At 62.9% G+C, this 17631-nt stretch carries 15 protein-coding genes and 1 pseudogene; 11 read left to right on the top strand and 5 right to left on the bottom strand.

The window, feature by feature from the left end; translation table 11 throughout:
* The first annotated feature begins 65 nt into the window (after positions 1-65).
* A complete protein-coding gene (locus LJE98_RS07060) occupies positions 66-1637 on the top strand; it encodes a GMC family oxidoreductase (protein ID WP_229574457.1) in 1572 nt (523 codons plus the stop codon).
* 79 nt (positions 1638-1716) lie between these two features.
* Here LJE98_RS07060 and LJE98_RS07055 read toward each other — a convergent pair whose 3' ends face one another.
* The 3 genes from LJE98_RS07055 to LJE98_RS07045 form a co-directional block, all read right to left on the bottom strand.
* Entirely contained in the window at positions 1717-2919 is a 1203-nt protein-coding gene (locus tag LJE98_RS07055) for a ceramide glucosyltransferase (protein ID WP_229574456.1), read from the bottom strand.
* A gap of 85 nt (positions 2920-3004) precedes the next feature.
* Positions 3005-3604 carry a DedA family protein gene (locus tag LJE98_RS07050; protein ID WP_229574455.1) on the bottom strand — a complete coding sequence of 200 codons (600 nt, stop codon included), beginning with the start codon at positions 3602-3604 and terminating at the stop codon, positions 3005-3007.
* A complete protein-coding gene (locus tag LJE98_RS07045) occupies positions 3601-4008 on the bottom strand; it encodes a hypothetical protein (protein ID WP_229574454.1) in 408 nt (135 codons plus the stop codon). Before LJE98_RS07045 ends, LJE98_RS07050 begins: the two co-directional genes overlap by 4 nt.
* Positions 4009-4054: 46 nt before the next feature.
* On the opposite strand from LJE98_RS07045, the gene ung reads away from it, so the two are divergent.
* From ung to LJE98_RS07015, 6 genes are all read left to right on the top strand, one after another.
* Positions 4055-4747, top strand: a complete 693-nt coding sequence (gene ung / locus LJE98_RS07040) for a uracil-DNA glycosylase (protein ID WP_229574453.1) — start codon at positions 4055-4057, stop codon at positions 4745-4747.
* Between the two features lie 153 nt (positions 4748-4900).
* The gene (locus LJE98_RS07035; protein WP_229574452.1) at positions 4901-6175 is read left to right on the top strand and encodes an NAD(P)/FAD-dependent oxidoreductase; all 1275 of its coding nucleotides are present in this window, start codon (positions 4901-4903) and stop codon (positions 6173-6175) included.
* Between the two features lie 111 nt (positions 6176-6286).
* A complete protein-coding gene (locus LJE98_RS07030) occupies positions 6287-7714 on the top strand; it encodes an aldehyde dehydrogenase family protein (RefSeq protein ID WP_229574451.1) in 1428 nt (475 codons plus the stop codon).
* 230 nt (positions 7715-7944) lie between these two features.
* On the top strand, positions 7945-8343 hold the full coding sequence (locus LJE98_RS07025) for a DUF1236 domain-containing protein (RefSeq protein WP_229574450.1): 399 nt from the start codon (positions 7945-7947) through the stop codon (positions 8341-8343).
* Between the two features lie 76 nt (positions 8344-8419).
* The gene (locus LJE98_RS07020; RefSeq protein WP_229574449.1) at positions 8420-8734 is read left to right on the top strand and encodes a hypothetical protein; all 315 of its coding nucleotides are present in this window, start codon (positions 8420-8422) and stop codon (positions 8732-8734) included.
* A gap of 104 nt (positions 8735-8838) precedes the next feature.
* Positions 8839-9612: a metallophosphoesterase family protein gene (locus LJE98_RS07015; RefSeq protein ID WP_229574448.1), complete on the top strand. Its 774-nt coding sequence runs from the start codon at positions 8839-8841 to the stop codon at positions 9610-9612.
* Between the two features lie 17 nt (positions 9613-9629).
* On the opposite strand, the gene LJE98_RS07010 is transcribed toward LJE98_RS07015, so the two are convergent.
* Positions 9630-10529 carry a DMT family transporter gene (locus tag LJE98_RS07010; RefSeq protein WP_229574447.1) on the bottom strand — a complete coding sequence of 300 codons (900 nt, stop codon included), beginning with the start codon at positions 10527-10529 and terminating at the stop codon, positions 9630-9632.
* A gap of 216 nt (positions 10530-10745) precedes the next feature.
* Here LJE98_RS07010 and LJE98_RS07005 point away from each other — a divergent pair, with 216 nt between their 5' ends.
* The 4 genes and pseudogenes from LJE98_RS07005 to LJE98_RS06990 all read left to right on the top strand — a co-directional run bounded on the left by LJE98_RS07005 (position 10746) and on the right by LJE98_RS06990 (position 16483).
* Positions 10746-12044 (top strand): adenylosuccinate synthase, encoded by a 1299-nt coding sequence (locus LJE98_RS07005; protein WP_229574446.1) that lies wholly within the window; start codon positions 10746-10748, stop codon positions 12042-12044.
* Positions 12045-12103: 59 nt separating this feature from the next.
* Positions 12104-14605: a hypothetical protein gene (locus tag LJE98_RS07000; protein WP_229574445.1), complete on the top strand. Its 2502-nt coding sequence runs from the start codon at positions 12104-12106 to the stop codon at positions 14603-14605.
* 274 nt (positions 14606-14879) lie between these two features.
* Positions 14880-15689: pseudogene (locus LJE98_RS06995) on the top strand (ABC transporter ATP-binding protein); the annotation flags it as partial.
* Positions 15686-16483: an ABC transporter permease gene (locus tag LJE98_RS06990; protein ID WP_229574443.1), complete on the top strand. Its 798-nt coding sequence runs from the start codon at positions 15686-15688 to the stop codon at positions 16481-16483. The pseudogene LJE98_RS06995 and the gene LJE98_RS06990, both read left to right, overlap by 4 nt.
* 87 nt (positions 16484-16570) lie before the next feature.
* Here LJE98_RS06990 and rpoH read toward each other — a convergent pair whose 3' ends face one another.
* The gene (gene rpoH / locus LJE98_RS06985) at positions 16571-17473 is read right to left on the bottom strand and encodes an RNA polymerase sigma factor RpoH (protein WP_229574442.1); all 903 of its coding nucleotides are present in this window, start codon (positions 17471-17473) and stop codon (positions 16571-16573) included.
* Between the last annotated feature and the right edge of the window lie 158 nt (positions 17474-17631).

Genomic DNA, 17631 nt, shown 5'->3' with positions numbered 1-17631 from the left:
AGGAGGCCCATCGCGGATGGGAACGGCGGCGCTTACCCCAATGACCGATTTCCCGGGAGGAAAACATGGCAGCGCCCTATGATCTCAACGACGACAGCGTGGTCGTCATCATCGGTTCCGGTGCAGGCGGCGGCACGCTTGCCAACGAGCTTGCCCAGAAGGGCATCGACGTGGTCGTGCTCGAGGCCGGCGCCCGCATCGAATACGAGGATTTCATCAATGACGAATGGGAGAGCTTTTCCCAGCTCGCCTGGCTGGACAACCGCACCACCGGTGGTGGCTGGCGGGTTTCGAAGGACTTTCCCAATCTGCCGGCCTGGATCGTCAAAGCCGTCGGCGGCACGACCACCCACTGGGCGGGCGCCTCGCTCCGCTTCCAGGAGCATGAATTCAAGACGCTGACGAACTACGGCAAGGTGGAAGGCGCCAATCTGCTCGACTGGCCGATCACGCTGGCCGACCTCGAGCCCTATTATGCCAAGGCCGAGGACAAGATGGGCGTGACCCGCACCAACGGTATCGAGGGGCTGCCTGGCAACAACAACTTCAAGATCCTGAAGGCCGGTGCCGACAAGCTTGGCTACAAGGAGTGTCACACCGGCAATATGGCGATCAACTCGGCTGATCGCGACGACCGGATGAGCTGCCAGCAGACCGGCTTCTGCTTCCAGGGCTGCAAGTGGGGCGCCAAATGGTCGACGCTCTACACCGAAATCCCGAAGGGGGAGGCCACGGGCAAGCTGGAAGTCCGGCCGAATTCGCACGTCGTCAAGATCGAGCATGATGACAGCGGCAAGGTGACTGCGGTCGTCTATGCCGACAAGGATGGCAATCTGCAGAGCCAGAAGGCCCGGATCATCTGCGTCGCCGGCAATTCGATCGAAAGCCCGCGCCTGCTGCTCAACTCCGCCTCGTCCAGGTTTCCCGATGGTCTGGCCAACTCGTCGGGGCAGGTGGGGAAGAACTACATGCGCCACACGACCGGCTCGGTCTATGCGGTCTTCGAAAAGCCGGTGCATTTCTACCGCGGCACGACCATGGCCGGCATCGTCCGTGACGAGGCCCGGCACGATCCGTCGCGCGGGTTCGTCGGCGGCTATGAGCTGGAGACGCTGGCGCTCGGCATCCCCTTCATGGCAGCCTTCCTCGATCCGGGCGGCTGGGGCCGGTCGTTCGCGTCCGCCATGGACCAGTATGCCAATATGGCGGGTCTGTGGATCGTCGGCGAGGACATGCCGCAGGAACAGAATGCGGTAAAGCTGCATGGCGAGCTGAAGGACAAATACGGCATGCCCATCCCTGATGTCTGGTTCACGGACCATCCGAACGACGAGGCCATGCGCAACCATGCCTACAAACAGGGTGTGGCAATCTATGAAGCCGTTGGCGCAACCCGCGCCTTCCCGACGCCGCCCTATCCGTCGACCCATAATCTCGGCACCAACCGCATGAGCGAGAAGGCTGAGGATGGCGTCGTCAACAAGTGGGGCCAGAGCCACGACATCAGCAACCTTTTCGTCTCCGATGGTAGCCAGTTCACCACCGGGGCAGCCGAGAATCCGACTCTGACGATCGTCTCTCTTGCGATCCGCCAGGCGGATTACATCGCCGAACAGATGGGCCAAGGCAGCATCTGACCGGCAAAGACTACCTCCCTGCTGCGGGCAGCGATCGTGACGTGCGGTCCTGCCCGCTTTTTTTGTCTGACAGGGGCAGTCAGTGGCTGCGGGCGGTGACGAGCGCGCGGGCTTTCTCGCGGGCCTTGTCCCTGGTGCGGGCCACGGCCTTTCGGAGGCGTGCGCTGCGGGTATTGTCATTGTCGGCGACCGTCATGGCATTGCCGCGCCATTCGAAACCGCTGCCGAACCAGGCCGAGACGAAGAGGGCTGGCAACAGGAGGTCGCGGGTCAGCATGGCTGGCAGGATGCGCCACTCGCTGGGCCAGCCATAGGTACGGGCGAGCAGGAGCTCGCCGGCATACCAGGCGGCGAGGTAAACGAGTGGAGCTGCGGCGGGCAGGGTGCCGGTTGCGGCCAGTGCGATGACGGCTGCCGTCGGCAGGGCGGCGCCGGTGAAGATTTCCGGCAGGAAGTAGACCGGGAAGGAGGCGCGGCGCAGGCGCGCCCAGCGCAACTGGCGCTTCCAGACGGCTCCAATGTCGCGCCTTCCAAGCGGTTGCGGGAAGGGCTGGTGCACGAGGCGGACCTTGAGGCCGACACTGCGGATAAGGATCGTCGCGGCTGCGTCTTCGGCCACCTCTTCGCCGAGCCGTTCGAAACCGCCGAGATGCGAGATCAGTTGGCGGCTGAACAGCATCGACTTGCCCTGGGCGAAGCCGAAGCCCGCGGCATCGGCAAAAAGCTGCCAGCGTGCCTGGAAACTGTCGAGCCAGGCGCTTTCAAGACGGGCGCCAAAATTCTCCGGCTCGGTGCCGGCCGGTGGCGAGCAGACGAGGCCCGTCTCGCTGTCCCAACGCGCCATCATTCGCTCAATGGTGTCCGACGGCATCAGGACATTGCTGTCGGTCATGACGATCCAGTCATGGCGAGCGGTGCGCCAACCCTTGACCACGTTGTTCAGCTTCGGATTGGCGCTGAACAGGTCTTCGCCGACCAGCAGGCGCGCTGCAATATGCGGGTGCTCTGCAATCAGCCGGCGGGCGAGGGATGCTGCGGGGTCATCGGCCCTGGCGACGCAGAAGAGAATTTCATAGACGGGCCAGTCAAGTTCGAAGGTTGAGGCGAGGCAGCGTTCGAGATTGTTTTCCAGGCCGCAGATCGGACGGATCAGGGTGACCGGCGGGCGGGCCAAGGGATCGTGTTCGCGCTTCCGGTGGCGCAGTTTGACGGCAATGACGAGGGCGATGCTTGCCAGCTGGGCGAATAGTGCGAGCGCGGCGAACCAGATCAATAGTGTCATGGCGAGTCTCCGGTATCTCAGCTTCGGATAACATCGCTGTGTGACAGTTCGGCGAAGCCCGTAGAGGCCCGCAACGTCGCAGGCTTCAGTCCTTGGATCGCAGCGCCTGCAGCAACTTGAAGCCGAGGATCGCCGCAACCGCGCCCGCGGCCAGGAAACCGCTGATGCTGCCGCTGATTTCCGCGATCTCGGTGACGCTTTCGCTGAAGCTCGCGCCAAGGCCCGTATAAAGCCCGACCCAGACCGTTTCGCCGAGGATGCCGGCCAGTGTGAAGCGCGCCCAAGAGAAGCCAGAGGCGCCAGCCATCAGGTTGAGATAGGGGCCGAGCGGAGAGAGCAGCCAGCGCGTCAGGAAGACGGCCATATTGCCGCGCTCGTCCATTTCGCGCTGCGCCCGTTCGATCGCCTTGCGTCGCGCCGGATTGCGGGCGACGATCGGGACCAGCCGACGCCCTGCGGTCCAGCCAAGCATATAGCCCAACTGGTCGCCGAAGACGGCCGAGGCGAGGGCGACCGCAATCACGATCCAGAGGGTAAAGTCGCCGGCTGCGGCAAGGGCGCCCATCAGCATCATCACGATGGAGGCTGGCAGCGGTGCGCCGAGGCAGCTGGCGCAGACAACGAGACCGAGCAGGGACAGTCCGTAGGACGGCAGCGACGCGAGCAGCGTCTCGGTCAGGGTCATTTCGGCGGACCTCGGCGGCGGAGATCGGCAAGCGAATCCTCGATCTCAGCCTTGAATTCTTCAAAACTCTGGCCGCGCTCGTCGGCAAGCCGCTCCAGCGACGGGCGTGGGCCGTCCTTGGGCGGGGGCGGAAGGTCGAGGTCACCGGCGAGCTTCTCTACCGGCACGTGCCAGGAATGGGCAACATAGCCGATCGTCATCCAGGGTTCGGGCGGCAGCTCCTGACGCGCCGGGTCTGCCCAGTAGATGACGAACAGGATTGTCCGCCCGGCGAAGAAGATCGCGAGCGCCATCGCCAGCACGAAGGCCGAAGTGAGGATCCGGTGGCGGCGCCACAGTCTGAGGAAAGGCTTCACGGTTCTCTTGTGTGCTCCGGTCGACGGAAGGTTGACAGACCCGGTCACGGGGATTCTATCCTTGCCTTCTAACCGAGAACGGGGAGTGGCGGCAATGGTCGAAGCGGACGTCAGGCTCGGTGACAGCTGGAAAGCCGCGCTGGGCGATGAGTTCAGCCGTCCCTACATGCAGGACCTCAAGGCCTTCCTGCAGCGGGAAAAGGCCGATGGCAAACACATCTTCCCGAAGGGCGCGGAGTATTTTCGTGCGCTCGACCTCACGCCGCTCGATGACGTCAGGGTGGTGATCCTCGGGCAGGATCCCTATCACGGCGCGGGCCAGGCCCATGGCCTCTGCTTCAGTGTGCAGCCGGGCGTGCGGGTCCCGCCGTCTCTCGTCAACATCTACAAGGAGATGCAGAGCGATCTCGGCATCCCGCCAGCGCGCCACGGTTTCCTCGAACATTGGGCCCGGCAGGGCGTCCTGCTGCTCAACAGCGTGCTCACGGTTGAAGAAGCCCGCGCGGCCTCCCATCAGGGGAAGGGCTGGGAGACATTCACCGATGCGGTGATCCGGGCCGTCAATCTGGAATGTGAACATGTGGTCTTCATGCTCTGGGGGGCCTATGCGCAAAAGAAGGCCGCCTTCGTCGACCGGGCGCGGCATCTGGTGCTGACGGCGCCGCATCCTTCGCCGCTGTCTGCGCATAACGGCTTCTTCGGCTGCCGCCACTTCTCTCAGGCCAATGATTATCTGGTGGCGCAGGGCAGAAACGCCATTGATTGGCAATTGCCCGCGACGCCCTGATATCGTTTCGCGAAAAGTCTTTCACGCTCTTCTTAAATAGCGATGCTTCACTCTACCGTGGCGCCAAAATACAGCCTAACGTCTATTGTCTCTTTTTTTCAGCCAATGCAGATTGCGCCACGATCTTTCCATCGTGGCGCAGGTCTAAGCTTCATGCAGCCCTCATTGTCGGTTTCGCCTGTCTGGCGACGGCCCGTTTCGCCGATTGCCTGCCGGTTCGCCGAGGGCGATGTCGATCTCGTCGTGGTCGGCGCCGGATATCAGGGGCTTTCGACCGCGCTGCATGCCGCGCGTGCGGGACTTTCGGTCCAGGTCATCGAGGCGTGCGACATCGGTACGGGCGCATCCGGGGTCAATGGCGGACAGGTCATCCCCGGGCTGAAGCAGGATCCGGAGGTGCTGACCTCCCTGTTCGGCGACGAAGCCGGCAAGCAACTCACCCGCTTTGCCGCCAGGACGGCCGACGTCGTCTTCGACCTGATCGGGCGTGAAGGGCTGGATGTCGAGCATATGCGCTGTGGCTGGATCCAGGCCGCGCATACGGAAGCCGCACTGAAGGCCGCCATGCAGCGTAATCGCCAATGGCGAGCCCAGGGCGCTGATGTCGCACTGCTCAATCAGGCGGAGATCGCACTGCTGATCGGTTCCGAGGGCTATCGCGGCGGTTTCCTTGACCGGCGCGCGGGTGTCGTCAATCCCCTGGCGCTGGTGCACGAACTGGCGAGGATCGCGACAGAGGCGGGTGCCGATCTTGTCACTCGCGATCCGGTGACATCGCTCGTCCGTGACGGGACGTTGTGGCGGGTGGGAACTGGGAGCGGACGCTCGCTTCGCGCCCGGAAAGTGCTGCTTGCCACGAATGCCTATTCCGGCCTGCTTTTCCCGAAGCTCGCACGAAGCCTCGTCTGGTTGCATTCCTTCCAGATCGCCACCGAACCGCTGCCGCCAGAGTTCGACACCATCCTGCCGGGTCGTCATGCGGTGTCCGACAGTCGGCGGATCCTCGTCTATTACCGCCGCAGCCCGGATGGTCGCCTCGTCTTGGGTGGTCGCGGGTCGATGCGCCCGCCGCGCACGGCCGAAGACTGGGTGCACCTGGAGCGGGCGTTGCTGCGGCTCTATCCGATGCTGTCAAACGTTGCGATTTCGCATCGCTGGTTCGGGCGTGTCGCCATGACGCCCGATCATCTTCCGCATCTGCACGAGCCGGAGCCTGGGCTGCTCATGGTGGCCGGCTGCCAGGGGCGAGGCATCGGGCTCATGGTCTCGCTCGGTGAGCCGATTGCGCACTATGTCGCGACTGGCGACCCCGGCAAGCTGCCCCTGCCAGTCTCGCCGCTTCACGGCATCCCTCTGCATCGCTTTCGGCGCATCGGGATTGCCGCGCATGTCGCCTGGTACAGGTTGCTCGATGGTCTGGAACGCTGATCTTCCCATTCTCGTTGGGAAAAAGGCCAACGAGCCGTCTTGCGGACTTGCCGAGATCGATCCCGTGAAGAATAGTTCGAAACAGTCAATTCTTCCCCAAGTGGAGTCTGTATGTCCAAGCATCTGAAATTCTTCATAGACGGCGCTTGGGTGGATCCCATTGTCCCGGCTGTCCTCGACGTCTCCGATCCGGCGACAGAGGAGCCGTTCACGACGATCTCTGTCGGGGCCAAGGCCGATGTGGACCGCGCCGTTGCTGCGGCCAAGGCGGCGTTCACAAGCTTCTCGCAGACGGACAGGGCGGAGCGACTGGCGCTGCTGGAACGGATTCTCGAGGCCTACAACGCTCGTTTCGAGGATATTGCGCAGGCAGTGAGTCGGGAAATGGGTGCGCCACTTGCCTTCGCCCGGGACTCGCAGGCCTGGGCAGGACGGGCGCATCTGGAAGCGACGATCGCGGCCTTCAAGACCTTCAATTTTTCCGAGCAGCGCGGCACGACCCGGATCGTCAGGGAGCCAATTGGCGTCTGTGCCTTGATTACGCCCTGGAACTGGCCCCTCAACCAGATCGTCTGCAAGGTCGCCCCGGCTATTGCCGCGGGCTGCACGGTGGTTCTCAAACCGTCCGAGATCGCGCCGATTTCCGGTCTGATCTTCGCCGAGGTCATGGAAGCTGCCGGTACACCAAAGGGCGTTTTCAACCTCGTCAATGGTCGCGGCCTGGAGGTCGGTCAAGTCATGGCGGGTCATCCCGATGTCGACATGGTTTCCTTCACCGGATCGACCCGCGCCGGTATCATTGTCGCCAAGACGGCCGCCGATACGGTCAAGCGCGTCGCGCAGGAACTGGGGGGCAAGTCCGCCAATATCATTCTCCCGGATGCCGATCTTGTCACGGCGGTGAGCAAGGGCGTCGAGGGCTGCTTCGGCAATTCCGGCCAGTCCTGCGATGCGCCGACCCGCATGCTGGTGCCGGCGGACCGCCACGACGAGGCCTTGCAGATCGCCAGACAGGCCGCCGAGAAATACAAGGTGGGTGATCCCCAGGCACCGGATACAGTGCTCGGACCTGTCGTCAGCGACATGCAGTACGACAAGATCCAGCGGCTGATCGAGGTGGGGATCGAGGAGGGCGCGCTGCTCGTCAGCGGTGGTCCGGGCCGTCCCGAGGGGCTCAATCGCGGCTATTATGTCCGCCCGACCATCTTCGGCCATGTCACGCCTGACATGACGATCGCGCGCGAGGAGATCTTCGGGCCGGTGCTGTCGATCATGCCTTACGAGACGGAAGAGCAGGCGATCGAGATCGCCAATGACACCGTTTATGGTCTCGCAGCCTATGTGCAGTCCGAAAACATCGAACATGCGCGCCGGGTGGCGGCCCGGATGCGGGCAGGCTCGGTTTATCTCAATTATCCCGACTGGGATACGGCCGCTCCCTTCGGCGGCTACAAGCAATCGGGCAATGGTCGCGAATATGCCGATTGGGCCATTCACGATTTCCTCGAAATCAAGGGTATCGTCGGCTGGGGTGAGTGACCGCGAGCCTGTCGGGCGTCGCGGACGGTTGCCGGCAGGTAAACTGGCCTCGGGGCGTCAAGCCCTCGCCTGCCACCTGAAGTAAAGCGTGCGGACCAGTCTGCACGCCTGCCTCAATTTTGTCTATTTTTCCAATCGCTTGCATGATCAGGCTCTAAAGGCGTGCGTGGAACAATTTCCCGTGATGCCCGTTCTTTCCGTCAATGGCAGACAACGGAAAGGATCCAGCCATGAAGACGAAGATCATTGCTCTCGGAGCCATTCTCATCGGTGCCGTGGCATCGCCAGTCGCGGCGCAGGAAGGCACTGTTACGGGCGCTGCAGGCGGCGCCGTCACCGGTGCTATTGTCGGTGGCCCGGTTGGGGCTGCGGTGGGTGGTGTGGTCGGTGCAATTGCCGGCACCGCCGTCGATCCGCCACCCCAGAGAGTCGTCACCTATGTTCAGCAGCAGCCCGTGCCCGCGCAGCCGGTCGTGATCGAACGACAGGTGGTTGTCGGTGAGCCTTTGCCGCAGGAAATCGTCCTGACGACGATCCCTGAAGATCCGGCCTATGCCTATGCGGTGGTCAACAACCAGCGCGTGATCGTCGACCCACAGACCTATGTCGTTGTTGGGGTCGTCCAGTAAGGACGAAAGACTTCAGCAAAAGAATGAACGCGCTGCCGCCGCACAGCAGTTGGCAGCCCATCCAGGAGGAAATACCATGGATCAACGTCCCGATCCCCGCCTTGACCAGCGGCCGCATGTTACCCAGCAGACCACGACGAGTGGCGCGAGCTGGGGAATCGCGGTGCTGCTGATCGTCGTAATCGCCGCCGGTGCCTTCTTCATCTTCGGCGGTGGAGCAGATACCGATTCGCCAATGACGCCGGCCACGGAATCGACCGCTCCGGCAGAACCGGCAACGCCGCCAGCAACTGATGCCGCTCCGGCGACCCCGCCGGCCGCTGATCCGGCCCCGGCTGACCCCGCCCCGGCGGCACCGGCCCCGGCGACGCCGCCGACGACAACGCCTTGATCATTTAAGGCAGTCTTTGAGAGGTCAGCTACCGCCGGTGGCTGGCCTTTCGCGTTTGGTTGGGCTTTGTTGGGATCTTCCCCGCAGATCAAGGGAGACAGACGATGGGTGATGTCGGGCTGGCGGTAGCACAGGGCGCAGGTGCGCCACGTCTCGCCGTCGATCCGCTGCGTTACGCAGCAATCTATGCCGTTGGCGACGTGCATGGCTGTCTCGAGCCTCTGGTCGACCTCGAGGAGCGTATCCGCGAGGATGCGGCCTCGATCGAAGGGCGAAAACTGATCGTGATGCTGGGTGACTATGTTGATCGCGGGTCGAAGTCTGCGGCGGTCCTCTATCATCTCACAGCCGCGCCACCTGCCGGGTTCGATCGTATCTGCCTGCGCGGCAATCACGACGATGCGTTTCTTGCCTTTGTGGAAGGTGACCCTGCGGGCAACTGGGTTCTCGATCACGGTGCGAAAGAGACGTTTCGATCCTATGGCGTCGAAGTTGACGACCATCCATTGCGGGGTGCCTGCCGCCCTTTGCGGGAGATGGTGCGTACTGCTGTTCCGCAAAGCCACGTCGACTTTCTGCGAAGTCTGCCGGTGCTGCTGACCGTCGGAAATGATGTCTTCGCCCATGCCGGCATTCGGCCCGGACGCCCGCTTTCCGAACAGACAGACGAAGACCTGATGTGGATCCGCCGATCGTTTCTCGATCTCGGGCCCGGTCTTCCCCTACGCGTCTTCCACGGCCACACGCCGGTGAAAGAGCCTGATGTCGGGCCTGATCGGGTAGGCCTCGATACCCACTGCTATCGCACCGGACGGCTGGCAGCCGCGCGTGTTGTGGACGGGGATGTCACGATCCTGTCGGTCGGCGGGCCTGGCTGAATCGGGAGGCCATCCGTTCAGCGGGCCGGTTTTTCGACCGCCGGCTTTCCCCATTCGGCGATCGCGATGCCGCCCAGAACCAGAACCAGTGCCACGACGTGGAAGACTTCCAGCGTTTCACCGAGAATGGTGATCGACAGCAGAGTTCCGAAGACGGGCACGAGGTTGATGAACAAACCGGCGCGGTTGGCACCGATACCTTCGACGCCCTTGATGTAGAGGATCTGCGAAATCAGCGACGGGAAGAGCCCGGCATAGAGGATGATCAGCCAGCCGCGCATGTCGGGCAGGATCAACTCACCACGACCCGCTTCCCACCAGAGAAGCGGGAGACAGGTGACGGCGGCGGCAAGTGCCGGGACGGCCATCAGGCTCTTCCAGTGCACGGGTGGTTTCCAGCGCAGCGAAACGGTGTAGATCGCATAGGAGATGCCGGCAAAGAGCATCAACAGGTCGCCATGGTTCAGGGTGAGCGTCAGCAGCGTCTGCAGATCGCCATGCGAGGCCGTGACGGCCGCGCCAACGAAGCTGATCAGGAAGCCAAGGATCTGGATGGCCGAGACCTGAATGCGAAACAAAAGGAAATTGATGACGAAGATCAGGACCGGGATTGCACCCTGTTCGATCGCGCCGTTGACGGCGCTGGTATATTTGAGTGCGGTATAAAGAAAACCGTTGAAGGCGGCATAACCAATCGCACCGTAGAAGATCAGCAGCTTCCAATTGGCCTTGAGGACGCTCCAGTCCTTGCGAATCTGCGGGATCGCGATCGAGGCAATGACCAGGGTCGCGAGCGCCCAGCGTCCGAAGCTGAGGACCATGGGGCTTACATGGCCGAGCGCGAGCTTGCCGGCGATGGTATTGCCACCCCAAAGGAGGGTGGTGATGACGAGAAAGCTGTATGCGCGTATGGGCAAAGGCATCACTTCCCTGCAGGCGGCCGCCGGTTGCCTAAACCATATCGCTTTGGTCCGGCGCAGCGCGAATTGCCTCCGAATTAGGCGAGGGGGCATGCTTTGTCACGCAAAAAGCCAAATCTGGCCTCAAGACGGGTCGATTTCCGAAAAACAACACAGTATAGATGCGCGGGTTTGGGTAGGGCGCAGACACTGCGCGATATACAGGATTATGTGATGACGAATGTCGTGGTGATTGGTTCGCAATGGGGTGACGAGGGCAAGGGCAAGATTGTCGACTGGCTCTCCGAACGTGCGGACATCGTGGTTCGCTTCCAGGGCGGACACAATGCCGGCCACACGCTCGTCATCGACGGCGTTTCCTACAAATTGTCGTTGCTTCCCTCGGGTGTCGTGCGCCCTGGAAAGAAGGCCGTCATTGGCAATGGCGTCGTCGTCGACCCGCATGCGCTGATTGCCGAAATCGGCCGTCTGAAGGAGCAGGGCGTCGAAGTGACGCCGGACAATCTGCGCATCGCTGAAAATGCGACGCTGATTCTCTCGCTGCACCGCGAACTCGACGGCATGCGCGAAGATGCGGCTTCCAACAGCGGCACCAAGATCGGCACGACTCGCCGCGGTATCGGCCCTGCTTATGAGGACAAGGTCGGCCGTCGTGCGATCCGAGTGATGGACCTCGCCGATCTCGACGCGCTTGACGGAAAGGTCGAGCGGATCCTCACCCATCACAACGCGCTGCGTCGCGGCTTCGGCGTGGCCGAAATCGAGCACAAGACGATCATGGAGGAACTGACTTCGATCGCCGATCGTGTTCTGCCTTTCATGGATTCGGTCTGGGTGCTGCTCGACAAGGAGCGCCGCAAGGGCTCGCGCATCCTGTTCGAAGGCGCGCAGGGCTCGCTGCTCGACATCGACCACGGCACCTATCCCTTCGTGACCTCGTCCAACACGGTCGCAGGCCAGGCCGCTGCAGGTTCTGGCATGGGCCCGGGTTCGCTCGGTTATATCCTCGGCATCACCAAGGCCTATACGACCCGCGTTGGCGAAGGCCCGTTCCCGACGGAACTGCATGACGAGATCGGCCAGTTCCTGGGCGAGAAGGGGCATGAATTCGGCACGGTGACGGGCCGCAAGCGCCGTTGCGGCTGGTTCGATGCAGCCCTGGTGCGCCAGTCGGTCGCGACCAATGGAATCACCGGCATTGCGCTCACCAAACTCGACGTTCTCGACGGTCTCGAAGAGCTGAAGATCTGCGTCGGCTACAAGCTCGACGGTCAGGAAATCGACTATCTGCCTGCTGCCCAGGCTGCCCAGGCGCGAGTCGAGCCGATCTACATTACGCTCGAAGGCTGGAAGACATCGACTGTCGGCGCCCGCAAATGGGCGGATTTGCCGGCTCAGGCGATCAAGTATGTCCGTCAGGTGGAAGAACTGATCGGTGCGCCGGTCGCCCTCCTGTCGACAAGTCCCGAACGCGACGACACGATACTTGTGACGGACCCTTTCGAGGACTAATCTAGGATTTTAATGAAGTTTTGCCGGCGTGGCGGGCCGGCTCTCAAGAGAAAGTGCTGATGGCAGACTTTATCGCGGTAATTCGACGGGCCGTAGACGGGCTCTCGAACAACACTCCGGAGATGCGCGTACGGGTCTATGAAAAGGCCCGGGCCGCTGTCGTTCGGCAGCTTGAGAACATGTCGCCGCGCCCGCCCGAACACATGCTCCAGCGCCAGCTCGACAAGCTCGATGCCGCGATCCTTGAGGTCGAGGCCGAACATGCCGAAGCCTTGCCGGCCATCGACGAAGTGCCGGTCGTTGCCGAGGAGCCTCCAGAGGCGGCCGGTACGGCAGACATGGCAACAACTGGTGCCGTTGCCGCGTCTTCGCCCGCCTGGGCCGAGCCTGTTCCGGCAGCCGAGGAAGAGCCCGCGGCCGGCCCTGAAGACGCTCAGGCCTTGCCCGAAGCTGTCCAGCCGGTCAACGAGCCCGTCGAGACCTATGCGGAGAACGGTCCCTCTGTGACCGGTGACGACTGGGCCGACGCCCATATGGCGGAACCGGCTGCCGAGCCAGAGCCACAGCCAGAGCCTGAAAGTCTCGAAGTCTATCGCGCAGAGCCGGTTCAGGAACCGGAACCCGTTGCGGATGACGCCGCGCCGGTTGACGCAGGCTGGCGGGTCGAGCCGACATTCGGTGCCGATGATCCGGACACCGATTACGAGCGCCTCTACGACGACCGTCCCGAAGAGCCCGTTGCCGCCGCGCCGGAGAGCCCGGCAGAGGTCGAAGCCCCCGCTGAAGCCGAACCCTTCCAGGAGGCCCCGACAGCCGAGGAAACCTGGTCGCAGCAGGACGAGCCCGAGCCGACCACGCCGGCCTGGGCGGTCGAGCCGCCTGCCGAGCCCGAAGCCGCTGAACCCGAACGTGCTGAACCCGAACCCTTGGCCGCCGAGGTCCAGCCGGAACCCGAACCCGATCTCGTAGCGCCATCGCCGGCCGCCGCCGTACCGGTCGATTCGGTCGATGACTGGCTGCAGAGCCGTGCCCAGGATCCGCTGCCGACGATCCCCGCTGCGAGCTGGGATCCTCCTGTCGCGACCGAGACGGCCGCGAACCGCGTGCCGGAAGTTCCGGAAATCGATATGGCCCCTGCGGCCGTATCCTATACACCGACCGATGAATTCCCTGCCTATGAGGAGCCGGTTCGTGTCGAGGCGAGCCATGACTTCCTCGCTTCGGAGGGGCTCAGCCTTCCGGATGCTGACCCCGCTACACTCGGGACGATCGGCGAACCTCCGGCTGCAGCGAACATTGAACCAGACGATTTCAGCCAGTGGTTCCAGGATCACGCGGAGGAGGCCAAGGCTTCGCCGCGCGAGGGTGACGATGGGTCTGCACAGGGCGCATCGCTTGCTCCGACCGAGTGGGACGAGCATATCGACAGCTTTGCGCCGAGCGCAAAGGGTGCCCAGGTCGATGTCGCTGCCGGACAGGCCGACGGCATGGAGACACTGGTCAGCGGTTATGGACAGCAGCCTTCCTATCGGCTGGAGCCGAAGAAGCGGCGTAATCTTGCGCCTCTCATCATCGGTGGCCTGATCGTTGCCCTGCTTGCTGGCGGTGGTTATCTCGCCTGGAGCATGCGTGATGATATCGGCAGCATGGTCGCCAACCTGACCGGCGAGATTGCGCCGGCAGAAGAGACGACGGCCCCGCCCGCCACCATGCCGGCCGGTTCCGAGACACCGGCCGAACCGGTGACCGAAGAGGCCGCCACACCGCCTGCCGCTGCGACGGCTGCCGACCAGAAGTTCACCCAGCGCCTGCGTCCCGATGGCACCGAAATCGACGAGGGTGCAGGATCTGCGCCGATCGAAGGTGCGCCGGCCGAGGGCCGCTCGGTTTCCGCCCAGACGGTCGCCTCGGCCGTCGAGCCAAGCGATGCACCGGCTGCCGCCAATGGCGCTGCCGCCACGCAGAGCCCGGCCACGTCCGGGGATGCTGCAGCGATCGCTGGAGGCGAGAAGCTCTTCCTATACGAAGAGCGCATCGGCCAGGCGACTCCGGTCGCCGTGCCGGGCTCGATCAGCTGGACCGCCGTTCGCGAGAACGGTGCCGATGGACGACCCGACCCGCAGATCCAGGGGCGCATCAACGTGCCGGAGCGCGGTATCACGGCCCTCCTGACGATCAAGCGCAACACCGACAATTCTCTGCCGGCCAGCCACATCATCGAGGTCGTCTTCTCGGTGCCACCGGACTTCGAAGGTGGCGCGATCGAGAACCTGCAGCGGATCGCCATGAAGCGTACCGAACAGGATCGTGGTGACCCGCTCGTCGCTGTCACTGCCAAGGTCACGGACGACACATATCTGGTTGCGCTCAACGACTTCGAGGATGTCGTCAAGCGCAATGTCGAACTGCTCTCGACCCGCGGCTGGATGGACATTCCGCTCACCTACCGCAACGGTCGCCGGGCGCTGATCACACTCGACAAGGGCACGACGGGCGGCAATGTCTTCGAGCAGGTGCTGCGCGAATGGGCAGCGCTGACCCCGGCAGCGCCGGCGAATTGAGGGTCGCCCTCCCAAGTCTCTTCCAGATCCGCCGGAATTTTCCGGCGGATTTTTCATATCGAGCTGGCGTGAAGGTGGCGGATCAGGAAGGCACTTCCTTTCCGCGCGTCCGCATAGAGCAACAAGTGCAGGTTAGGGTGTGATCGCAGCAATGACACAGACCAGTGTAGCAACGGCCCCCATGTCGACGGCCGGGAGCCCAGCGATCGACTTCGTTTCGATGCACAAGGGTTTCGGCCGTGGTGCCAGCGCGGTGCAGGCGCTCGACGGGCTCAGTCTCTCGATCCCGCGCGGTGTGGTCTATGGTCTGCTCGGCCCCAACGGAGCCGGCAAGAGTACGCTGCTGCGGATCCTGGCAGGGCTTCTCCGGCCCGATCGCGGCGACGTCCGGATCTTCGGCGATGCGGCAACACCTGCCGGACGGCGGCGGCTCGGCATGCTGATCGAGGCGCCGAGCTTCTATCCCTTCCTGACGGCCAGAGAACATCTGCGGATCCTGGCGGACAGTTCCGCGACATCCTCTTTGGTGGAGCCGGTGCTCAAGCGGATCGGATTGCAGAAGGCAGCGGACAAGGCTGTGTCCGGCTTTTCGCTTGGCATGAAGCAGCGCCTTGGCATCGGTTGCGCGCTGGTCACGGAACCAGAGGCGATCATTCTCGACGAACCGACAAATGGTCTCGATCCGGACGGCATTCTCGAGATGCGCGCCCTGATCCACGATCTGGTGCATCGGGACGGGTTGACCGTGCTGCTTTCCAGCCATCTGCTGGATGAGGTGGAACGGGTCTGCGACCGCGTGGCGATCCTGCAGCATGGAAGACTCATCGCCGAAGGTGCGGTTGCCGATCTCCTCGATCAGGAGGGACGCTTCTGGTTGCGGGTCGATCATCCGGACGGGCTGGTTACGCAGCTGGACGGCCGCGGCCAGGCAGCCGACGGTGGTGTCTATGTTCGCATCGATCAATCCGAGGTGCCGGACCTGATCCGGTCGCTCGCTGTGTCGGGTGTGCGCATCCACGAGGCGAAATGGATCAAACCGGACCTCGAAACGGTGTTCCTGTTGCAGACGCGGGAGATGAAATGATGGGGACCCTTATCCCGACCGAAATGCTGAAGCTCGTTCGGCAGCCCGCGATCCTGTTCTGGGGCTATCTCGTGGTGCCGCTGGTGGCGGTTCTGCTCAAACTCGTGATCGAGGGCTTCCTTCTTTTTCGCATGGGTCACCGGAGTGCCGGAGACGTCGATCTTTTCCTGTCGGCGGCAAGAGGTCTCAGCCTGTCCGGCAATTCCCTCGGGCATCTTCTGTTTGCGCTGGGCGTCGCTTCGGTCTTCTTTCTTGAATACCGCTACTCGACATGGCGCCTTCTGGTGCCGCGCCATGCCCGTTTCGAGCTCTATGCAGCCAAGCTCATCGTCTGCCTCGCCTGGCTTGCGCTGGGGCTCCTCGTCGTCGTGCTGGGCGATATCGCGCTCAACCTGCTGTTCTCGCTGATCAAGGGGCAGGGTGGTGGCGCGCTCCTGGTCACTTCGGGTTCGTTCTCGCTGCTTCTGTTTGCTGCGGGAATCGCATTCCTCGAACTTGCCGTGCTTGCTTCGCTGGTCGCGGTGATCGTCGTCATCTTCCGCTCGATGATCGCCGCCGTGCTGTCGGCCTTTCTGCTGGCGATCGGGTCGACGCTGCTACAGCTTTACCTGGGGGCGGATGCGGATCGGCTGCCCTTGCCGAGCTATGCTGCCCAGGCGCTCCGCGACTGGTTGCTTGCAGGTGGCTCCGAAGTCCCGGCAATGCTCGGCTTTGCCGTTCTCCTGGGCTGGCTCGTCGTGCTGAACGGGCTTGGATTGGCGGTGTTCTCGCGGCAACAACTCGCCGTCGAATAGGCGAGGTCGATCATTCCGCCGATATAAAAAAAAGCCGCCCGGTTCATCGGGCGGCTTATTTCTCATTCTCAAGGATCCGGTGGCGGCTCAGGCCTCGACAACCCGCAAGGCCTTGGCGCTTTCCAGCGCATCCTTCTGAACGGCTTCCTGCACCTTTTCGAAGGCGCGCACCTCGATCTGGCGGACGCGTTCGCGGCTGATGTCGAACTCGGACGAGAGTTCTTCCAGCGTAACTGGATCTTCTGCCAGGCGGCGGGCCTCGAAGATGCGACGCTCGCGGTCGTTGAGCACGCTCATCGCACGCTTCAGCATGCTGCGGCGGGTGTCCAGCTCGTCCTGTTCGATCAGGACCGCTTCCTGGCTCTCATGGTCATCGACGAGCCAATCCTGCCACTGGCCACTCTCGCCTTCCGCCGCGCGCAGCGGGGCGTTCAGCGATGCGTCGCCGGACAGGCGGCGGTTCATCGAAATGACCTCCTCCTCCGACACCTTGAGCTTGGTCGCGATCTCGGTCACCTGATCAGGCTTGAGGTCACCCTCCTCGATGGCCTGGATCTTGCCCTTGAGACGGCGCAGGTTGAAGAACAGCCGCTTCTGGTTGGCGGTCGTGCCCATCTTCACCAGCGACCAGGAGCGCAGAATGTATTCCTGGATCGACGCCTTGATCCACCACATGGCATACGTCGCCAGGCGGAAGCCGCGCTCGGGATCGAATTTCTTCACGGCCTGCATCAGGCCGACATTGCCTTCCGAGACGACTTCGCCGATCGGCAGGCCATAGCCGCGATAGCCCATGGCGATCTTCGCCACAAGGCGCAGATGGCTTGTGACCATGCGATGCGCCGCGTCACGGTCGCCGTGTTCGGCATAACGCTTGGCAAGCATGTATTCTTCCTGGGGTTCCAGCATGGGGAACTTGCGGATCTCGTCCAGGTAGCGATTGAGGCCGGCTTCTCCGGCGGTGATGGACGGCAAACTGCTGCGGGCCATATAGCACCCCTCTTTCTTCGTTGGACTCCCAAAAACCGGCGAGTCCCATCTCCGTGGATCTCTCTATCCCACAGAAATCCGTATGTCAGATAAGTATGGCAAAACGGCGATACAAGATTTGCGTTCCGTCACGAGGCCGTGAAACCCAAAAATAATTT

Origin of the sequence: Rhizobium sp. 'Codium 1', assembly GCF_020889605.1 — a bacterium.
Classification (GTDB): Bacteria; Pseudomonadota; Alphaproteobacteria; order Rhizobiales; family Rhizobiaceae; genus Allorhizobium; species Allorhizobium algae.
Note: the sequence above shows the minus strand (reverse complement) of the source record. Positions and strands in the feature narration are given on the sequence as shown.

What these genes read in the sequence shown, in the direction of transcription:
- LJE98_RS07050 (WP_229574455.1), bottom strand. Translation starts at nt 3,604, where the DNA reads ATGACCCTGACCGAGACGCTGCTCGCGTCGCTGCCGTCCTACGGACTG.
- LJE98_RS06990 (WP_229574443.1), top strand. Translation starts at nt 15,686, where the DNA reads ATGATGGGGACCCTTATCCCGACCGAAATGCTGAAGCTCGTTCGGCAG.
- LJE98_RS07015 (WP_229574448.1), top strand. Translation starts at nt 8,839, where the DNA reads ATGGGTGATGTCGGGCTGGCGGTAGCACAGGGCGCAGGTGCGCCACGT.
- LJE98_RS07000 (WP_229574445.1), top strand. Translation starts at nt 12,104, where the DNA reads ATGGCAGACTTTATCGCGGTAATTCGACGGGCCGTAGACGGGCTCTCG.
- ung (WP_229574453.1), top strand. Translation starts at nt 4,055, where the DNA reads ATGGTCGAAGCGGACGTCAGGCTCGGTGACAGCTGGAAAGCCGCGCTG.
- LJE98_RS07005 (WP_229574446.1), top strand. Translation starts at nt 10,746, where the DNA reads ATGACGAATGTCGTGGTGATTGGTTCGCAATGGGGTGACGAGGGCAAG.
- LJE98_RS07060 (WP_229574457.1), top strand. Translation starts at nt 66, where the DNA reads ATGGCAGCGCCCTATGATCTCAACGACGACAGCGTGGTCGTCATCATC.
- LJE98_RS07030 (WP_229574451.1), top strand. Translation starts at nt 6,287, where the DNA reads ATGTCCAAGCATCTGAAATTCTTCATAGACGGCGCTTGGGTGGATCCC.
- LJE98_RS07025 (WP_229574450.1), top strand. Translation starts at nt 7,945, where the DNA reads ATGAAGACGAAGATCATTGCTCTCGGAGCCATTCTCATCGGTGCCGTG.
- LJE98_RS07055 (WP_229574456.1), bottom strand. Translation starts at nt 2,919, where the DNA reads ATGACACTATTGATCTGGTTCGCCGCGCTCGCACTATTCGCCCAGCTG.
- LJE98_RS07020 (WP_229574449.1), top strand. Translation starts at nt 8,420, where the DNA reads ATGGATCAACGTCCCGATCCCCGCCTTGACCAGCGGCCGCATGTTACC.
- LJE98_RS07035 (WP_229574452.1), top strand. Translation starts at nt 4,901, where the DNA reads ATGCAGCCCTCATTGTCGGTTTCGCCTGTCTGGCGACGGCCCGTTTCG.
- rpoH (WP_229574442.1), bottom strand. Translation starts at nt 17,473, where the DNA reads ATGGCCCGCAGCAGTTTGCCGTCCATCACCGCCGGAGAAGCCGGCCTC.